Source organism: Pantoea folii, assembly GCF_056678875.1.
Genome location: NZ_JBWXON010000002.1, coordinates 177303 through 194693 on the forward strand (window position 1 = coordinate 177303; position 17391 = coordinate 194693).

The 17391-nt window shown below is 54.6% G+C and carries 16 protein-coding genes; 6 read left to right on the forward strand and 10 right to left on the reverse strand.

Annotation, left to right across the window (positions count from 1 at the left end; genetic code table 11):
- Positions 1 to 67 precede the first annotated feature (67 nt).
- Entirely contained in the window at positions 68 to 2119 is a 2052-nt protein-coding gene (gene dcp / locus AC1MDE_RS04320; protein ID WP_480344327.1) for a peptidyl-dipeptidase Dcp, read from the forward strand.
- 30 nt (positions 2120 to 2149) lie between these two features.
- Here the strand turns inward: dcp and hpxO are convergent, their stop codons facing one another.
- Complete coding sequence (gene hpxO / locus AC1MDE_RS04325) at positions 2150 to 3307, reverse strand: FAD-dependent urate hydroxylase HpxO (RefSeq protein ID WP_058960502.1); 1158 nt, start codon at positions 3305 to 3307, stop codon at positions 2150 to 2152.
- 250 nt (positions 3308 to 3557) lie between these two features.
- On the opposite strand from hpxO, the gene AC1MDE_RS04330 reads away from it, so the two are divergent.
- Entirely contained in the window at positions 3558 to 3797 is a 240-nt protein-coding gene (locus AC1MDE_RS04330; RefSeq protein ID WP_058960503.1) for a hypothetical protein, read from the forward strand.
- A gap of 75 nt (positions 3798 to 3872) precedes the next feature.
- Positions 3873 to 5123, forward strand: a complete 1251-nt coding sequence (locus tag AC1MDE_RS04335) for an acid phosphatase (RefSeq protein WP_058960504.1) — start codon at positions 3873 to 3875, stop codon at positions 5121 to 5123.
- A 206-nt stretch (positions 5124 to 5329) separates the two neighbouring features.
- Here the strand turns inward: AC1MDE_RS04335 and AC1MDE_RS04340 are convergent, their stop codons facing one another.
- The 8 genes from AC1MDE_RS04340 to AC1MDE_RS04375 form a co-directional block, all read right to left on the reverse strand.
- On the reverse strand, positions 5330 to 5659 hold the full coding sequence (locus tag AC1MDE_RS04340) for a DHCW motif cupin fold protein (protein ID WP_058960505.1): 330 nt from the start codon (positions 5657 to 5659) through the stop codon (positions 5330 to 5332).
- A 67-nt stretch (positions 5660 to 5726) separates the two neighbouring features.
- Complete coding sequence (locus AC1MDE_RS04345; RefSeq protein WP_058960506.1) at positions 5727 to 7214, reverse strand: FGGY-family carbohydrate kinase; 1488 nt, start codon at positions 7212 to 7214, stop codon at positions 5727 to 5729.
- A 60-nt stretch (positions 7215 to 7274) separates the two neighbouring features.
- On the reverse strand, positions 7275 to 8114 hold the full coding sequence (locus AC1MDE_RS04350; RefSeq protein ID WP_480344328.1) for a class I fructose-bisphosphate aldolase: 840 nt from the start codon (positions 8112 to 8114) through the stop codon (positions 7275 to 7277).
- Complete coding sequence (locus AC1MDE_RS04355) at positions 8098 to 9852, reverse strand: glycerol-3-phosphate dehydrogenase/oxidase (RefSeq protein WP_058960508.1); 1755 nt, start codon at positions 9850 to 9852, stop codon at positions 8098 to 8100. Before AC1MDE_RS04355 ends, AC1MDE_RS04350 begins: the two co-directional genes overlap by 17 nt.
- Positions 9842 to 10834, reverse strand: coding sequence for a sugar-binding transcriptional regulator (locus tag AC1MDE_RS04360; protein WP_480344329.1), 993 nt, complete (start codon positions 10832 to 10834; stop codon positions 9842 to 9844). Before AC1MDE_RS04360 ends, AC1MDE_RS04355 begins: the two co-directional genes overlap by 11 nt.
- 13 nt (positions 10835 to 10847) lie before the next feature.
- A complete protein-coding gene (locus tag AC1MDE_RS04365; RefSeq protein ID WP_479402623.1) occupies positions 10848 to 11843 on the reverse strand; it encodes an ABC transporter permease in 996 nt (331 codons plus the stop codon).
- Positions 11840 to 13342, reverse strand: coding sequence for a sugar ABC transporter ATP-binding protein (locus tag AC1MDE_RS04370; protein WP_479402624.1), 1503 nt, complete (start codon positions 13340 to 13342; stop codon positions 11840 to 11842). Before AC1MDE_RS04370 ends, AC1MDE_RS04365 begins: the two co-directional genes overlap by 4 nt.
- A 10-nt stretch (positions 13343 to 13352) precedes the next feature.
- Positions 13353 to 14381 (reverse strand): substrate-binding domain-containing protein, encoded by a 1029-nt coding sequence (locus AC1MDE_RS04375; protein WP_058960512.1) that lies wholly within the window; start codon positions 14379 to 14381, stop codon positions 13353 to 13355.
- 285 nt (positions 14382 to 14666) lie between these two features.
- Between AC1MDE_RS04375 and ampC the strand changes: the two genes are divergently transcribed.
- Positions 14667 to 15785: a class C beta-lactamase gene (ampC, locus tag AC1MDE_RS04380; protein ID WP_058960513.1), complete on the forward strand. Its 1119-nt coding sequence runs from the start codon at positions 14667 to 14669 to the stop codon at positions 15783 to 15785.
- Positions 15786 to 15828: 43 nt separating this feature from the next.
- Here ampC and AC1MDE_RS04385 read toward each other — a convergent pair whose 3' ends face one another.
- Entirely contained in the window at positions 15829 to 16461 is a 633-nt protein-coding gene (locus tag AC1MDE_RS04385; RefSeq protein WP_058960514.1) for a LysE family translocator, read from the reverse strand.
- 133 nt (positions 16462 to 16594) lie between these two features.
- Here AC1MDE_RS04385 and AC1MDE_RS04390 point away from each other — a divergent pair, with 133 nt between their 5' ends.
- A complete protein-coding gene (locus AC1MDE_RS04390) occupies positions 16595 to 16894 on the forward strand; it encodes a putative quinol monooxygenase (protein WP_058960515.1) in 300 nt (99 codons plus the stop codon).
- An 82-nt stretch (positions 16895 to 16976) separates the two neighbouring features.
- Complete coding sequence (locus tag AC1MDE_RS04395; RefSeq protein ID WP_058960516.1) at positions 16977 to 17372, forward strand: VOC family protein; 396 nt, start codon at positions 16977 to 16979, stop codon at positions 17370 to 17372.
- The last annotated feature ends 19 nt before the right edge of the window (positions 17373 to 17391 follow it).

Consider the following 17391-nt stretch of genomic DNA (forward strand, 5'->3'; position numbering starts at 1 on the left):
TTGAAACTGCCAGGATAGAAGCATCCCGCCGCACCGGTTGCGGCGTTGCTGATTATCAGGAGCGATAATGACTTCACGAGCCAATCCGTTTTTCACCGTCAGTGCATTGCCCTATCAAACTCCGCCTTTTGACCTGATTCAGGAAGCCGATTTTCTTCCGGCGCTTGAAGCGGGTATTGAAGAGAAGCGTCAGGAAATTGCCGCCATCGCCACTAATCCTGAACCGGCTACTTTTGCCAACACCTATGAAGCACTTGAGCGCAGCGGGCAGTTGTTAAACCGCGTCAATCTGGTATTTGGTGCCATGACGTCAGCCAACACCAGTGATGTATTGCAGGAAGTAGACGAGCTAATCACGCCTAAACTCACGGCGCTAAATGATGAAATCCATCTCAACAGCCAGCTGTTTGCCCGTCTCGACAGCGTTTACCAGCATCGCGGCTCTGCCTGTCCGGATGCGGAATCGATGCGTTTGGTGGAAGTGACCTGGCAGCATTTCCAGCTGGCTGGGGCCAGCCTGAGCGACGCAGATAAAGACAAACTGCGTGCTTGCAATCAGGAACTCGCCACGTTGAGTACCCGTTTTGGCAATAAGTTGCTGGCGGCGACTAAAACGGGCGCGTATACGGTAAGCAGCGCGGCGGCGCTGGCGGGATTGAGTGAAGAAGAGCTAGCGCACGCCAAAGCCGCAGCGGAGGCGCGTGGATTGCACGGCGAATGGCTGCTGCCGTTACAGAACACCACGCAACAGCCTGCGTTGCAGTCACTGGAAGTGCGCGCCACGCGTGAAGCGCTGTTTAACCAGGCACTCACGCGTAGCGAACAGGGCGATGACAATGACACGCGCGCAATTGTACTACGTATGGCACAGCTGCGCGCAGAGCAGGCTAAGCTGCTCGGTTTCAATACTTACGCCGAGTGGAGCATGCAGGATCAGATGGCGAAAACGCCGGATGCTGCCTTTGCGTTTATGCGAAATATCGTCCCGGCGGCGCGAGCACGCGCTGAGCGAGAAGCGTCAGACATCCAGCAGATCATTGAACAACAGCACCACACTTTCCCGCTGCGCGCCTGGGACTGGAATTTCTATGCTGAACAAGTGAGAAAAGCTAAATACGCACTGGATGAGAGCCAAATCCGCCCGTACTTTGAGCTGAATAATGTACTGGAAAAGGGCGTGTTCTGGTCCGCCAGCCAGCTGTTTGGCATCCGCTTCCAGCAGCGTCACGATCTGCCGGTGTATCATCCGGACGTTAACGTTTATGAAATCTTCGATGCTGACGATACGCCGCTGGCGCTGTTCTACACCGATTTTTATAAGCGTGATAACAAAAGCGGCGGTGCCTGGATGAGCAACTTCGTTGATCAGACCACGCTGCTGGGCACCAAACCGGTGATCTACAACGTCTGCAACTACACCAAACCGCAGGCTGGGCAACCTGCGTTGCTCAGCTGGGATGAGGTGATCACGCTGTTCCACGAATTCGGTCATGCGCTACACGGTTTGTTTGCCACCCAACGTTATCCAAGCCTGTCCGGTACCGCTACGCCACGTGACTTTGTCGAGTTTCCTTCGCAGATTAACGAGCACTGGGCCAGCGATGAAAAGGTGTTTGCCAACTATGCCCGTCATTATCAGAGTGGCGATGCGATGCCCGTGGAACTGCGTGAAAAGATGGTGCGCGCATCTAAGTTCAACAAGGGCTACGACATGACCGAACTGCTGGCGGCGGCGTTGCTGGATCTGCAATGGCATTCGCTGACCACGCAGGACAATCCGCAGGATGTCAGTCACTTTGAACTACAGGCGCTGGCGGCAGAGCACATCGCGTTAACCACTGTACCGCCGCGTTATCGCTCCACCTATTTCCGTCATATCTGGGGCGGCGGTTACGCGGCTGGTTATTACGCCTATATCTGGACGCAAATTTTAGCCGATGATGGTTATCAGGCTTTCGTTGAACGTGGTGGGTTGAGTCGTGAGAATGGCCAGCAATTCCGCGATCATATTCTTTCACGCGGTAACAGCAGCGATCTGCAACATCTGTGGCTGGCATGGCGTGGAAAAGCACCGGAGATTGGTCCGATGCTGAAGAATCGCGGTTTAGAAGAGGCGTGATAAGCAGGGCGCATGGTGTGCGCCCTGGCATTAACCCAACGGGCCACCTTCAATGGTGTCGCACATGCCGGCCAGCACTCGCTCGCCGGTTTCGTTTTTCAAATCGGCGTACCACGCAGCGGTGATTTCGGCATCTTTGGCATGCGTCACGTCGCAGCGTTTACGTGCTTTCAACACCAAATCTTTAGTGCGTTCCACGCGGCGCGCCTCGTAGCGCTGCAATCCATCTTCGATACCCAGCGAATGTGAGGCCAGCGTCTGCGCCAGCACCACCGCATCTTCCATCGCGGCGCAACCGCCCTGGCCGATATCTGGCGTGGTGCTGTGCGCCGCATCGCCGAGCAAGGCCACGCGACCTTTGACGAAACGGCTAAAGGGTTCAATGTCGTGAATTTCAACCCGATTGGTGGTATCGGGATTGATACTGTCGATCAGGCGCTGCACCGGATCGGCCCAGCCGCTGAAGTAATTCTTCAGATCCTGGCGCAGAGTGGAACGATCCTCGGCTAAGCCCTTGGGCAAAGGCACGTCGAAGAAGAAGTAAAAGCGGTTGCCGCTCACTGGCATCAGGGAGACGCGCTTGCCCTCGCCGACAAAGGTTGTCCACTGATCGGCTGGGGCGATGCTTTCATCTATGGTCACTAAGCCGTTCCAGTTAACGTAGCCAGCGTAGCGTCGTTCTACATGTTCTCCCAACACATAGTGGCGGACCACGGAATGCGTACCGTCAGCGGCGACCAGGAAATCGCCTTCAGCCTGACTACCATCATCAAACCAGGCGGTGACGCCGGTGGTGCTTTGCTCGACGTGGGTCACGCGTTTACCGAACTGAATGCATGAGCGACCATAGGTATCGATCAGCATCGCCTGTAACTCGGCGCGAGCGACCGGATAAGGGTATTCGCCAACTTGCTGCACCAGGGGGGACAGGCTAAAGCGGGTCAGGGTGCTACCACTGTGCGCATCGTTATAGGCCATAAACGCCATATTGCCGCCCAGTGCCTGCAGTTGCTGTTTCATGCCAAGCGCGTTCAGGCACTTTACGCCGTTGGGCCAGATCGAGATCGCCGCACCGACTGGCTTCATCTCTTTGACCGCTTCAAAAACGGCCGTATCGAATCCTGCTTTCTCCAGCGCAATCGCCGCGCTCATGCCGCCAATGCCCGCTCCAATCACAATCGCTTTCATCACTGTCTCCTTTGTCTACCTGATTACCCTTGCAACTTTCGTACCATTCGCTTTTCTTTGCAGTGATTTATTTAATTTATTGATTATTATGGGTTATCAGTAAATGTGCGTTGCGTAAGTTGCACTGATTTCGAGCAACCATTTGCACGGCGATGGGGCGGTAGAACCCGATCATGAATCAAATGTTCCAGCATGGCATTTGGCGGTGGAGAGGCCATACTGTTTAGAACCTTTTCGCGAGGAATTTCCCATGAAGTGGATAATGGTGTTGATGATGCTGTTCAGTGCGGGTGCTATGGCGCAAACCCAGTGGCAACCGGAAAGAAAAGCGCCCGTGGTGCAACTGACGCCGGTGGCGGCCAAATGCGATCTCTCGTCCTGCCAGCAAAACTGTTATGTACAGCAATCGCAATGCAAAAATGACAACGGCGGCGGCTGTGGATCGCTCGCACAAATTTGCGTACAAAACTGTTCGAACGAGTGCCGATAAATGAAATAAATCTGTCATAACAGGGTGCTAGCGTGTTTCCCCGGCAAGGTAATATTCTGATAACAGGGGAAAATAATGAAAACCCGCTATACACTGATTGCAACGGTTTTACTGCTCGCTCAACAGGCCCATGCGACAACACTGCCGCAGGCGGCCGCACTGGCTGCACAAACGTCTACCGGTTCAACCCCAGGCTATACGCAGCTGGAGCAACAGTCGTTGCAGGCTCAGCGCACCTGGCTGCAAGGCGACAGTGCGTCACTGAAACGTGAGCAACTGGAAAAAGCCAAACAGACCAGCACGCAGGCAGACAAAGCCTGGCTGAAAAGCAGTGGCTATGATTTCAACGTGAAGCAAAATCAGCAGGCTGGCATCGCGCTGTTATCAGGTTTCAGCACATTGCCAGACAGCGTATTGACGGCTAACCGCGCCACCGTGACTGATATCAACCTGAATGCCACGCAGAACGTGCGTCATCAGGCGTTGCAGGATGCGGAAGCGATCGGCTCGCTGTATTTCCTGTCTGACGCCATGGGTCCGCGTCTTGGTAAAGCCTTCATCGCGGCTTATGACAAAGGCGAACTCAGCAAAGCCGCTGCGCTGATTAAAGCCAGTGAAGTCAGCACCAGCGCTGCCAAAAAACACTTTAACTATCCGCGCCCGTTCCTGCATGAAGGCAATACCATCCATCTGGTACCCGATGATGTAGTGGTGAAAGACAATGTGCGCTATACCGCGGACGGCGGATCGTTCCCCAGCGGACACACCAATACCGGTTATACCGATGCGCTGCTGATGGCCGAAATGGTGCCGGAACGCTTTGAGGCACTGGTCACCCGTGGTGCGCGTTATGGATATTCGCGTCTGGTGTTAGGCGTGCACTATCCGCTGGACGTGATGGGTTCACGTATGGTGGCAGAGCGCAACGTGGCGACTTACCTCAACGATGCACGCTATCAGGTGCTGTTCAAAGAGGCGCGCGATCAACTGCGTGCCGCGCTGGAGAAGGAGTGTGGTACTTCATTGGCTGAATGCGCACGCACAACCGGCAAGGACGATCCTTACCGCGCGCCGGATATGAAGCAATTCTATCGTTTCACGATGAGCTACAATCTGCCAAAAGCCAATGTGAAAAACACGCCGATTCAGGTGCCGCAGGGCGCGGAGATTCTGCTGAAAACCGCGCTGCCTAAACTTTCTGATGCGCAGATTCGTCAACTGATGGTGAAAACAGCCTTGCCAAACGGTTATCCGCTGTCGGGCAATGCCGAGCAATCCTTCTGGCAGCGCGTCGATCTCACCGCCGCGTACAGCATGGCTAAGTGATCCTGACGCGGGCACTGACGTCGTCAATACGTCGGTGCCCGCAACTCACGGATTTGCGTTCTTGTTATGGAGATCAAACGCAAAGAGCGTAGAAAGGATTAACGCTGACTGCGGCAACAGCGGGATAGTCAGGACAAACGCACATTATCTTTTCAGACTACCGTATTCAGCATGATGATTCGCAGTGTATAGCCACGGCCCGAGAGCTAATCGACGATGAATAGCTTCGCACCGTACGTCGTGGAGGAACGATGTGCTTCGGCATTATCGGCAACCTGATAGCTCACGCCAGGCGTTAGGGTAAAAGTGCGGCCATCTTCCAGTTCGGTGATCATTTCGCCTTCCAGACACAGCAATATATGACCTTTGCTGCACCAGTGATCGGCGAGATAACCCGGCGAATACTCCACCATGCGCACACGAATATCGCCAAAACGCTGAGTGCGCCACAGCGCAAACCCGCTGTCGCCCGGATGTTTTTCGGTCTCGAGGGTGCTCCAGTCGGTAATGCCAAACGGTAGTTGATTGATCTGCACGACGCTATCCTTATTGAATTCGACGAGAACACAACATTACCGCCTGGCAAAAAAATAACCAGTGAATTCAACCGACTTCATGCCACATTTCGCTCATCGCCAACTCCAGCCTTTTGAACACCCGATAACGTGCATCATGAAACGCAAAGCGTTCCGGGCGTGGCTGTAACTCGCCGGGATTAAGGCGTACTGCTTGCTGTGCCGCCGTGGCCAGATCGGGCCAGACACCTACGCCGACGCCCGCACAAAGCGCAGCACCCAGCGCGCCAGTCTCTTTGCACTCAGCCACGCGAATCGGAACGCCCAACACATCAGCAAACATTTGCGGCCAGATGCAGCTGCGCGCCGCGCCACCAGAAAGGGTCGCGTGGGTAAACGGAATCCCTGCTGCGCGCAAGCGATTAATGTGTGCGCGATGGGCAAATGTCACGCCTTCAAACAGCGCAAACAGCATATCTGCGCGCGTATGCCAGCCGCTCAAGCCATAAAACCCCGCTTTTGCGGGTTCAGATTTACGACCGGAATAGAGGTAAGGATGATAGAGCGGCAACTGCGGGTTGGGTTCAACATGGGCCACGGTATCACTGCTGTGAGCCGCGCCGTTGCCAGCGCGCCCATCATCAAACTCACGCAGGAACCAGTCGAGATTAGCGGCCGAGGTGGCGCTGGCTTCAATCGCCATAAAGCGATCATTTTCAATAATTGAATTCATAAACACGGGCCGCTGGTAATCCGGTTTATCGACCACCACCTGATTGATGCTCCAGGTTCCTGCGACGATAGAAGCCTCTCCGGTTTTCACCACGCCAGAACCAATGGCACTGGCCACCACATCAAAAATGCCGGCCACCACCGGAATGCCTGACGGTAACCCGGTGAGTTGCGCGGCGCGCGCGGTCACGTGTCCAACCACCGCACAAGACTCGCGCAGAGGCGGCAGCAGGTTAAGCGCCTCTTCAATGCCATACAGCGCCATCAACTCGTGGCTGTAATTGCGCTGTCGATAATCGATTAATCCGGCTCCGGCGGCATCGGAAACCTCAGCGCTGATAGCCCCGCAGAGGAAATGGGCGATGACATCTTTAGCACACAACAAATGGCCGATCTGCGCCCAGCGATCGGGCTGATGCTGTTTAATCCAGCTGATCAGCACGGGCGTGGCGGCGGGCCAGGGCTTCTGCAGCGAAAGTTGATAGATGGCTTTATCGGTACCGCTGGCTTCCAGGCCCTGCACGGTTTCGATGGCACGATGGTCGATGGATTGAATGCCGAACAACGGCTGCTGCTGCTTATCAAGTGCATACAGACCGTTACCGTGACCCGCCGCGCCCACGGCAATAACCTCATTCGCCGCGCTGCCCGCCTGTTGCAGGCAGCGCGTGACGGCCACGCTGACCCCGTGCCAGATATCTTCTACCGGACGCTCCGCATAACCTTCTTGCGGCTGGAGGGTTTCTCCCGCACATTCGGCAACCGACAGTACGCGGCCACTGAGATCGAACAGTACCGCTTTGATCATGGTGTTTCCGGCATCTATGCCGAGAAGTTGACTCATATCCGACTCCGATTCACAGACGAAGACGGCGCACCGCTTAAGCGCCGGTGCAGGTAATACTCAACCCTGCTGGTAAATGTCTAATGCGTCCGGGCCGCTAGCGCCCTGATGGATAATTGCCATCAGCGCTTTCACCACGCGTGATGGGTTATCGTGTTGGTACACGTTACGGCCATAAACCATGCCGCTGGCGCCTTGCGCCATCAATGCGGCGCTTTTGGCCAGCACCGGTGCCAGTTCGCCTTTGCCGCCACCGCGCACCAGCGTCGGACAGCGCGCCGCTTCCACTACGCGGTGAAAATCTTCCACGTTCTCCGTGGGGTCGGCTTTGATGATGTCGGCGCCGAGTTCACGCGCCAGACGCACCAGCGGCACGATTTTCTCTACATCACCGAGCGAACCGTAAGCCGCGCCTTGTCCTGCCGGCGCCATCACCAGAGGTTCGATCATCAGCGGCATCGCATAGCGATCGCACGCCTGACGCAGGCGGCCGATGTTCTCCACGCACATACGGAAAATGCCGGGCTCATCAGGGATCAGATAGAGATTCACCACCACCGCAGCCGCGTCCATTTGTAACGCGGCGAGGATTGGCTCATCCGGGTTGTGCAACACCGCCCACATTTCGCGATGGCGCGCCGCGTTATAGGCGTTGCCGACATCCGTGCGCATCACCAGCGCCGGTTTTCGTCCCGCGACCTGCTGCAACAGATCGGCCTGGCCGTAATTCACCTGAATGGCATCCGGCTGCGCGGCGATCAGGTTCCCCATCACACCTTCGATGTTCTCTAACCCAATCAGAAAGTCGGGCTCATTCGCAATACCGTGGTCGATAGCCACATCAAGGCACTTACCGTGTTGAAACAGACGATTCATGCGGACTTTATTGCTGACTAACATGGCGTGTTTCCTCCTGGAAAAGAGTGGGGTTGAGATCGGTCAGGCCGTGCTGTCGCGCCAGACTGGCGCAACTGCTTTGCAGATGGTTTTGCAGTTGAGTGGCGTTCCAGCCGCGCAGGTCAGCCATCAGTTGAGCAATTTCGGCCACCAGTGAGGGCGTCAATTCGCCGCAAATCGCCAGCGACGTGCGGCGCACCAGCAGGTCTTCAAGTTGCTGAACCTGCTCATGCTCAATAAGGTAACAAAGTTCCAGCGCGCTATACCCCGCATGATGCTGCAGCGGCTGCTCCCCCTGTTGCTGGATCAATTGCAGGATTGGCAGGGTGCGGCTGCCATAACGGCGGACTAACTGCGATACGCGGGACAAGGGCAGTGAATGCAGATGCGCGAGTTGGGCTAGCCACGCGGTTTGCCCGGAAGGTGCAGGGAAGTCACGTCCACCGCCGATGGGCAGATCGCCGCTCGATATTCGGCGCTTTTCTCCGATCAGACGCAATACCCGATCCGCGGCCTCTTCACCAAACTGACGAAAGGTGGTCCATTTGCCGCCGACCAGGCATAGCAAGCTGTAAGCATGTGCGGCATCAGGCGGCAGCAGCACCAGCGAGTGATTGCGCGAGATTTGCCCGTTAACTTTGGCGTTGCTGGCCGGAAGCGGACGCACACCGCAAAAGGTGTAGAGAATCGACGATTCCGGCACCACGACGTCAGGAAAAACAAAGCGCAGCGACTCAAGAATGTAGGCTTTTTCCTGCTCTTCACACACCACGCTATCGGGATCGTCCACGCGGATATCCGTGGAACCGAGCAGCACTTTGCCAAACCACGGAAACATAATGCAGACGCGGCCTTCCTGGTTTTCGAAATAGACCATTTCCCCATCGAGCATCTGTAACAGTTTGGGGTGATCAATGATCAAATGCGAACCCTTGGTCCCGCCAATCAGTTTGGTGAAATGTTCCGTGGGCGCCAGACGCTGATTGAGCTGATCTATCCACGCGCCGCCGGCATTCACCAATACATGCGGCTGCATTGTAAAATGCTCACCGCTGAGTGCATCCTGTAACGTAACGGATTCGCCATCGGCGCTCACCAGTTGCAAATAATTCAGCGCCAGTGCCTCCGGACAAGCACGCTCGGCATCTTCAATCAATTCATAACCCAGTCGTTCCGGTGCACTGATCCAGGCATCGTAGTAGCTGGCGCTGTATTTCACCCAGGGGGCAAATCCTGGCCAGCGGTCGCGCGTGGCTGCCTCACCGCGCACCTGATGTTTGGGCATCGATCCGTACTGCCTGGTGTAGACATCGTAGAGACTGAGGCCAGTTTTGATCAGCAGAGCGCCGCGGCGTGTGGGTTTGTCGCTCAGACGCAAAAAACGCCGCGTGGCATTGAGCAGTCCGCCGCCGAGGTTGTCGATCGGGACGGTGGTACGCAGCGGAAAAACATAGTGCGCCGCGTTTTTCAGTAGCCGGTCACGCTCCATCACCGACTCTTTGACCAGCGTAAACTCGCCGGTTTCCAGATAGCGCAGTCCGCCGTGGATCATACGAGACAGCGCGCCGCTGGCCGCCTGGCACCAGTCACCTTTTTCCACCAGAACCGCCGGAATACCCTGCAATGCCAGTTCGCGAAAGGTGCTGATGCCGTTGATGCCGCCACCGACAATCAGCACTGGTGTCGTGGTGCGTTGTCGTAAAGCGCTGAGTCGCTGCTCGCGTGTTGCATTATTCTCCATGGATTGCTCCCCGGCTCTTGGCCATTTCGAGTACGCCTGCTGCGGTGGATTCGTCGGTGACCATGCCTTTTAGCCACTGGCCTTGCAGCGCACAGTGGATGGGATCCACTTTGTCGCGTCCGGCCACCACCGCCATAGAAAAGGGAATACGTTGTAGCTCCGATAAGGTCAGCCCAACCAGCCGCAGATTGGCGTCAAACGGCGCGGGCTGGCCTTGTGCATCGAGTAACCAGGCTAGCAGTTCGCTGCGTGCGCCACTGGTTTCGATGCTGGCGGATGCATGACGAGCTGCCAGATTCAAATCGTAGTAGCTGGAACTGTCGCTGTGAATAGAACCAAGACCGACCACTGCCAGCGTAGCGTTACGCGCTTTATCCAGCACCCGGTCTACGGCACTGATTCTCATCAACATGTCACGTTCAGCAGCAGAGTCAGTGAAGAGCGGGGCATGAATCTGCCAGGCATGGCCGCCAAGCCGAGCCGCCATTTCAGAGGCAACATGATTCACGTCGGTATAGTGCTTTCCTTGCACGCAACCCAATGCAGGCACGACCTGAACATCGTATTTGCGCGAAGGATGCAGTGCCTCCACCAGAGCGCTCACGCCTTTGCCACCGGTGAGCGCAATAACGTCGCCATCTTTCAGACGTGATAGCAAATAATCCGCCGCCGCCGCGCCCACCATCTGTAAATTCTGCTCATCACTGCGCGCGACATTGGGTGCCACCACCACCTGTTGCAGTTGACCCCATTGCTGCAGTTCACTTTCGAGTTGGTGGGCCGACAGCCAGGGCGATTTAATAGTGATTTCCACCATGCCGCTCTCTTTGCCCTGACGAATCAGGCGATTCACGCTGGCGACCGACAACCCGGTTTCCACCGCAATCTCCGACTGCTTTTTGCCGTCGAGGTAATACATCACCAATACCTGATAGATCTGGCGTGCACTGTGAAATGCTGGATGTTCGCTGGCGAATTCCATCGATGATGCGTCCTTATGCTGCCCGATATTTATTCAGCAGGTGGTCAATCGACACCGCCGCCAGCAGAATTAAACCTTTGATCAAGTCCTGCCAGTAGACGGAAACATTAATCAGGATCAGTGAGCTGGTCACGATGGAGAGCAGTGCGACACCTAAAACCGCGCCCAGAATCGAGCCAGTGCCGCCTTTCAGGCTTGCGCCGCCTATCACCGCCGCCGCTATCACGTTCAGTTCCATCCCTACGCCAAAGGTCGGGGTAGCTGAGCCTAACCGCGCCATATAAATAATGCCGGCTACACCTGCTAGCGTTGAGGTGAGTACCGTGACCCACAGTTTTATGCGGTTGATGTTGATGCCGGAATAGGCCGCCGCACGCTCATTACTGCCGGTATAAAATACTTTGCGGAACAGCGTGGCTTTGCGCAGCAGGAAATCGAACAGGGCGACCAATATAAAGAACAGCAGGATGACAAACGGAATGCCCCACATGGCACCCTGGCCGATAAATTTGAAACTGACGGGAAGTGTGAACAGCGACAGCGGCGTGCCCTGGGTGATGATCATGCAAAGTCCGCGCACAATCACCATCGCTGCCAGCGAGGCAATAAAATGACTCAGGCCGATTTTGGTCACTGTTAAACCCATCAGCAAGCCCACCAGTGCGGCGGCAGCTATTCCTCCCAGGCTGGCCAGCCAGGGATCCACCCCACTCAGAAACAGTTGTCCCGCGACCACCATAGAAAGGCACACCACCGCGCCGACCGAGAGATCGAGACCGCCGACGATCAACAAGATCGTCATACCGATCACCACAATGCCTTCAATCGAAAACGACAACAGCATCGCTTTCATATTGGCCCACGTCAGGAAGTAGGGTGAGGTAAAACTCATCACGATAAAGATTAACGCGATGATCGCAATCAAGCCGATTTCCCGCTGCTTGTACAGGCCGCCAAACAATGACAGCCGGGATTTGCCTGCTCCGGGCAAGGTCGTATTCATGGTCATAGCGCCTCCACTTCAGGGGGAATGCCAGCAGCCAGTCTCATCAGATTCTCCTCGGTCATTGCATCGCCGGTCACTTCACCGGTGATGTGACCTTCATGAATAACGATAATGCGGTCACATAAACCAATCAGCTCAGGTAACTCTGATGAAATCACCACCAGTCCGACACCGTTATGTGCTAATTGGGCGAGGATCTGGTAGATCTCTGCCTTGGCGCTGACATCGACGCCGCGCGTCGGTTCATCAAGAAAGATGATTTCGGGGTGCACCGACAGCACGCGCGCTAGCGCCACTTTCTGCTGATTGCCGCCAGAAAGCGATGACACCGGGTCGCTCAATTTGCCGCGTTTTAGTTTGACCTGATACGCCAGCGCTTCCGCTTGCACACGCTCGCGACTTGGGCTTAGCGTCAAACCGCGATGGCTAATCGCGCGGACATCCAGCGCCGAGATGTTCCAGTCAATTGGCATTGCTAAAAACAGCCCGGCGTCCTTACGATCTTCGGATAAATAAACCATGTGATGTTGGATACTGGCGGCGTAATTTTTCAGTGTTGCTGGCTGGCCTTTGATACGAACAGTGCCGTGAGTTAACGGCTGCAATGCGCACACGCCCTGAGCGATTTCGCTACGGCCCGCGCCCATCAAGCCACCAATGCCGAGAATTTCGCCGGGATACAGCTCGAAGTTGATATCGTAAAAACGCTGACTATCGCTAAGAGATCGTACCTCCAGCAGCGGTGCGGCACGATGAGAGGGGCGTTTATCGGGATAGAGTTGCGACAATTCGCGACCGACAAGGCGCGTAATGACTTCATCCGGTGTCATGCTGTTCAATGGCGCACTGTGCACCGTCCGGCCATCGCGCAGAATGGTGATGTGCTGACAAAGCGCAAAAATCTCGGCCATACGATGACTGATATACACCACCGTGATGCCCTGATCGCGCAGTTGACGCACGATGGTGAACAGCGTCTGCGCTTCTGGTTCCGTGAGCGCTGCAGTGGGCTCATCCAGAATCAGCAAACGACAATCCAGCGTCAGTGCTTTGGCAATCTCTACGAGTTGCTGTTGTGACAACGACAGTTCGCTAACCTTTTTACTCACTGGAATCGGCGCAAGACGATTCATAACCTGCTGCGCTTTTTCCCTCAAGGTTTTATGCGGTAATAGAAAGCCGCGCTGCTGATGTGCCATCCAGATATTTTCATAGATAGTAATATCCGGGCACAACGCGATCTCCTGATGCACCAGCCCGATGCCTAACCGCTGCGCCTCACGCGGCGAGCGAATGGTTACGGATTGCCCCTCCAACACTATTTCACCGCTGTCGGGGCGCAGAATGCCATCAATGATATTCATCAGAGTAGACTTACCCGCGCCGTTTTCACCGGCCAGCGCATGAATTTCACCGGACCTTAGCGTAAGATCAACGTCCTGTAACGCCTGTACTGCGCCGAAGCGTTTGCTGATGCTGCGTAACTCAAGCAGTGCCGTCATCATCTTCCCCTTACTCGTTGATGCCTTTGGTTCCACGACGTTTCAGGTAACGGTCCCAGCGGAAATCATCGGCATTTTCTTTAGTCACCACGGCATAACCATTGTCGAGGATTGGGAACGAGAAGGGATTCACACCGTTGCGTTTGGCATCATTCATGGGGTCAATCAATTCTGGGTGGGCGGCGAGGAACAGCGTCATAAAGCCCATGTAGCCCTGTATTCCCTGATTGGGGTTGATGGCACCAAACACCTCGCCGCTTTTGATCATATCCAGTACTTTGGCGTTGACGTCCACCGTCATCACTTTCACTTTGCCACCGTTTTCCACCACTGCCTGTGCGGCACCGATTGCGGAACTGGCTTCAGGCATGAAGATGCCTTTCAGGTTTGGATTCGCTTGTAGCATCGACAGCACGGCGTTGTAGGCTTTTGATGGATCCTGATTAGTGGCGGCGCGCGCAACCAGCTTGCTGTCAGGAAACGCGATTTTCATCTCATTGATAAAAGCCGTAACCCGACGGTCATGATTATCCTGCCCTGGATTTTCCAGCACCGCATACTCCGCGCCTTTGCCCATGGCTTTACCAAGTTCATCGGCGGCGGCTTTACCTTCACGGAAGTTATCTGAAGTGATGTAAGCGACACGCTTGCTGTTGGGGGAATCAGCGGCAAAAGTTACCACCGGAATGCCCATCTCTGCCGCACGATTAATTGGCTCGATAAAGGGGTCGGGATTCATCGGATGGAGGAAAATCCCGGCGGGTTTCTGCGCCAGAATCTGTTCGAAACTGGCTAACTGCTGGTTGACGTCATAAGCGGGCGTGCCACCATAAACGGTTTTGCAGCCCAGCTGATGCGCAGCTTGTTTAAACATCTCGTACACCGGAAACCAGTATTCAACACCGGTCACCATGACGTTCATATAGTAAGTTTCGCCAGGTTTGCAACGGAACTGTGGTGATTCATCGGCGGCACGTGCGGTGCTGGAGAGTGTGCCCGCTAACGCAAGGCTGGAAAGAAGGATGGCGATTTTTTTCATGTTTTCCCCGGAGCAGACGCTGAATTTGGAGGCTCAGCCGTGACGACTTAACGCGGAAAAACGAGCCGGGGTACGTTTTGAAAATTATTTCTGATGTGTGAAATAATTTTCATAAGCTATAAAAGCTGGCGGGGAAAAGATCAATTAATGGTTAAAAAAATGTTTCGCGCTTGTGATCGCCTTCACTTTCCCGCGGATAGCAGAATATTTGGTTAGGTGAAACCGTGACGGAATTTTATAATCACGCGCTGAAATTGTGGCTTAACTGAAATAAAAGGAATTTTCATGCGCTTATCTCTTACTGCGCTAGCGCTGCTGGCAAGCACCAGCGCCCTCGCACAAACTTCTTTACCTGACGCCATCATCAAACCGTTGATGCAGCAATATCAAATCCCTGGCATGGCGGTGGCTATTCTGCACGATGGCAAAACCGAGTTTTACAACTACGGTGTCGCGTCCAAAGAGACTCAACAGCCGATTACTGCGCAGACCTTGTTTGAAATCGGGTCACTCAGCAAAACGTTTACCGCTACCTTAGCGAGCTATGCGGCTCAGCAGAAAAAACTGCAGTTTAGTGACAAAGCCAGTACATGGTTGCCCGAACTGAAGGGCAGTGCGTTTGATCAGGTGTCACTGCTTAACCTTGCTACTCACACCACGGGCACGCCGCTGTTTGTGCCGGACGATGTCACCAATCAGCAGCAGTTGATGAACTGGTACAAAAACTGGCAGCCGCCGGCTCAGCCGGGCACTCAGCGTGTCTACTCCAATCTGGGGATTGGTATGCTCGGCATGATTGCCGCCAAAAGCTTGCATCAGCCGTTTATCAGCGCGATGGAGCAGCAACTGTTACCCGCGATGGGCATGAAGCACACTTATATTCAGGTGCCTCAGTCAGAGATGGGCCAATATGCGCAAGGTTACAATAAACAAGACAAGCCGGTACGTGTGACGCCAGGCCCGTTGGATGCTGAGTCGTATGGGTTGAAATCGACATCCGCTGATCTGATTCGCTGGCTGGCTATTCAACTGGATGAACAGAAGGTCGCGACGGAGTGGCAGCAGGCAATCGCCACCACGCATCAGGGCTACTACAAAACCGAGGCGTTTACGCAGGCGATGATGTGGGAATACTATCCGTTGCCTGTCTCATCAAAGCAGTTGGTGGAAGGCAACAGCGGTCAGCGCATCATGAAAGGGATGTCGGCCACGGTGATCACGCCACCGCAGGCTGCGCCACAACAGGCGTGGTATAACAAAACCGGTTCGACCAATGGTTTCTCAACCTACGCGGTGTTTATTCCGTCACAGAAGATTGCAGTGATTATGCTGGCGAATAAATGGTTCCCGAATGACGATCGCGTCATCGCGGCGGACAAAATCATTCAGATGTTGGCTCACTAACGGATTGTTGGGCGCGCCCCGACGCGCCCAATTAAATCGCAACTTACTTTCGTGCATCCAATGCGAGTTTGACGGCCATGCCCGCCAGCACCGTGCCCATCAGCCAGCGCTGCAAACGCTGCCAGCTGGGGCGCGTCAGTAAAAATGTCGACACCTGGCCAGCGGTAGTAATGAAAATCGCATTGACCGTCAGGCTAATCACAATTTGGGTGACGCCCAATATCAGCGACTGCATCAGCACACTACCGTGATGCGGGCTAATAAACTGCGGTAATAGCGACAGAAACATCATGGCGATTTTTGGGTTCGCGAGGTTGGTGAGGAAACCCATGGTGAACAGTTTACGCGGGTTGTCGGCAGGGAGATCGCGCACGGCAAATGGCGAGCGGCCGCCAGGCTTGAGTATCTGCCACGCAAGATACAGCAAATAGAGTGCGCCACTGAAACGCAGCGCATCATAGGCCCATGGAACGGCAAGCAGCCACGCGGTGATACCCAGCGCCGCGCACAGCATATAAAACACAAACCCTAACGCCACGCCGCCGAGGGAAATATAACCCGCCCGCTTGCCCTGACACAGCGAACGCGAAACCAGGTAGATCATATTGGGGCCGGGCGTAAGCACCAATCCCAACGCCACCAATGCAAAGGCTAACCAACTCGACAGTTCTGGCATGCAACACTCCTTGCGTTATTTTCGCGATTATGGCGCGAACCAGGCATATCAGGCAACGCACGTTTTCAGACTGACAACAGGAATAAGCTGCGTTACTTTGGCTCGGCTTATTTCATTTAAAAGGGAGATAAAAATGACTGTTCCTGTTGTGGCATTGCTAACGGCAAAACCGGGTTGCGAAGATAAAGCTGAGCAATTATTTTGTGGTGTGATTGAAGAGACGCTGCAAGAAGAAGGGTGTATTACCTATCAGCTAAACATTGATAGCAAAAATCCGCGCCGCTTTGTCTGGACCGAAGAGTGGGCGAGCCAGGAATTACTGGATAAGCACCTGAATGCCCCGCATATCGTTAAATTGTTCGCGGATCTTGAACCGCTGTTAGAACACGCGGAAGTGGTGGCATTACGCAAAGTCGCGGGTGGCAATGCGTGATAAGGAATAAGCAGACTTCGGTCTGCTTTTTATTTGTTGATATCCAGATGAGATTTCGCGTCAGAATATAAAGGAAACCAAAATGAGAACACAAAAGCGTTGCATGGGTTACGTCGCTATTGTGGTCGATGATTATGACCGCGCGATTGAATACTATACGCAAAAACTGGGATTTCATTTAATCGAAGATACCGCACAGCCAGGCAAGCGCTGGGTGGTGGTCAATCCTAATCCGCAGAGCGATTGTAACTTGCTGCTGGCGCAGGCATCGAATGAGCGCCAGCAAGGGTTTATCGGTAATCAATGCGGCGGCCGGGTGTTCCTGTTTTTACAGACGGACGACTTCTGGCGTGATTACCAGCAAATGAAAGCCAATGGGGTCACTTTCTGTGAAGAACCCCGCGAAGAAGAGTATGGCACGGTTGTGGTTTTCGAGGATTTGTACGGCAACCGTTGGGATCTTTACCAGAACAAATGATCGACCGGTCTGACTCGCC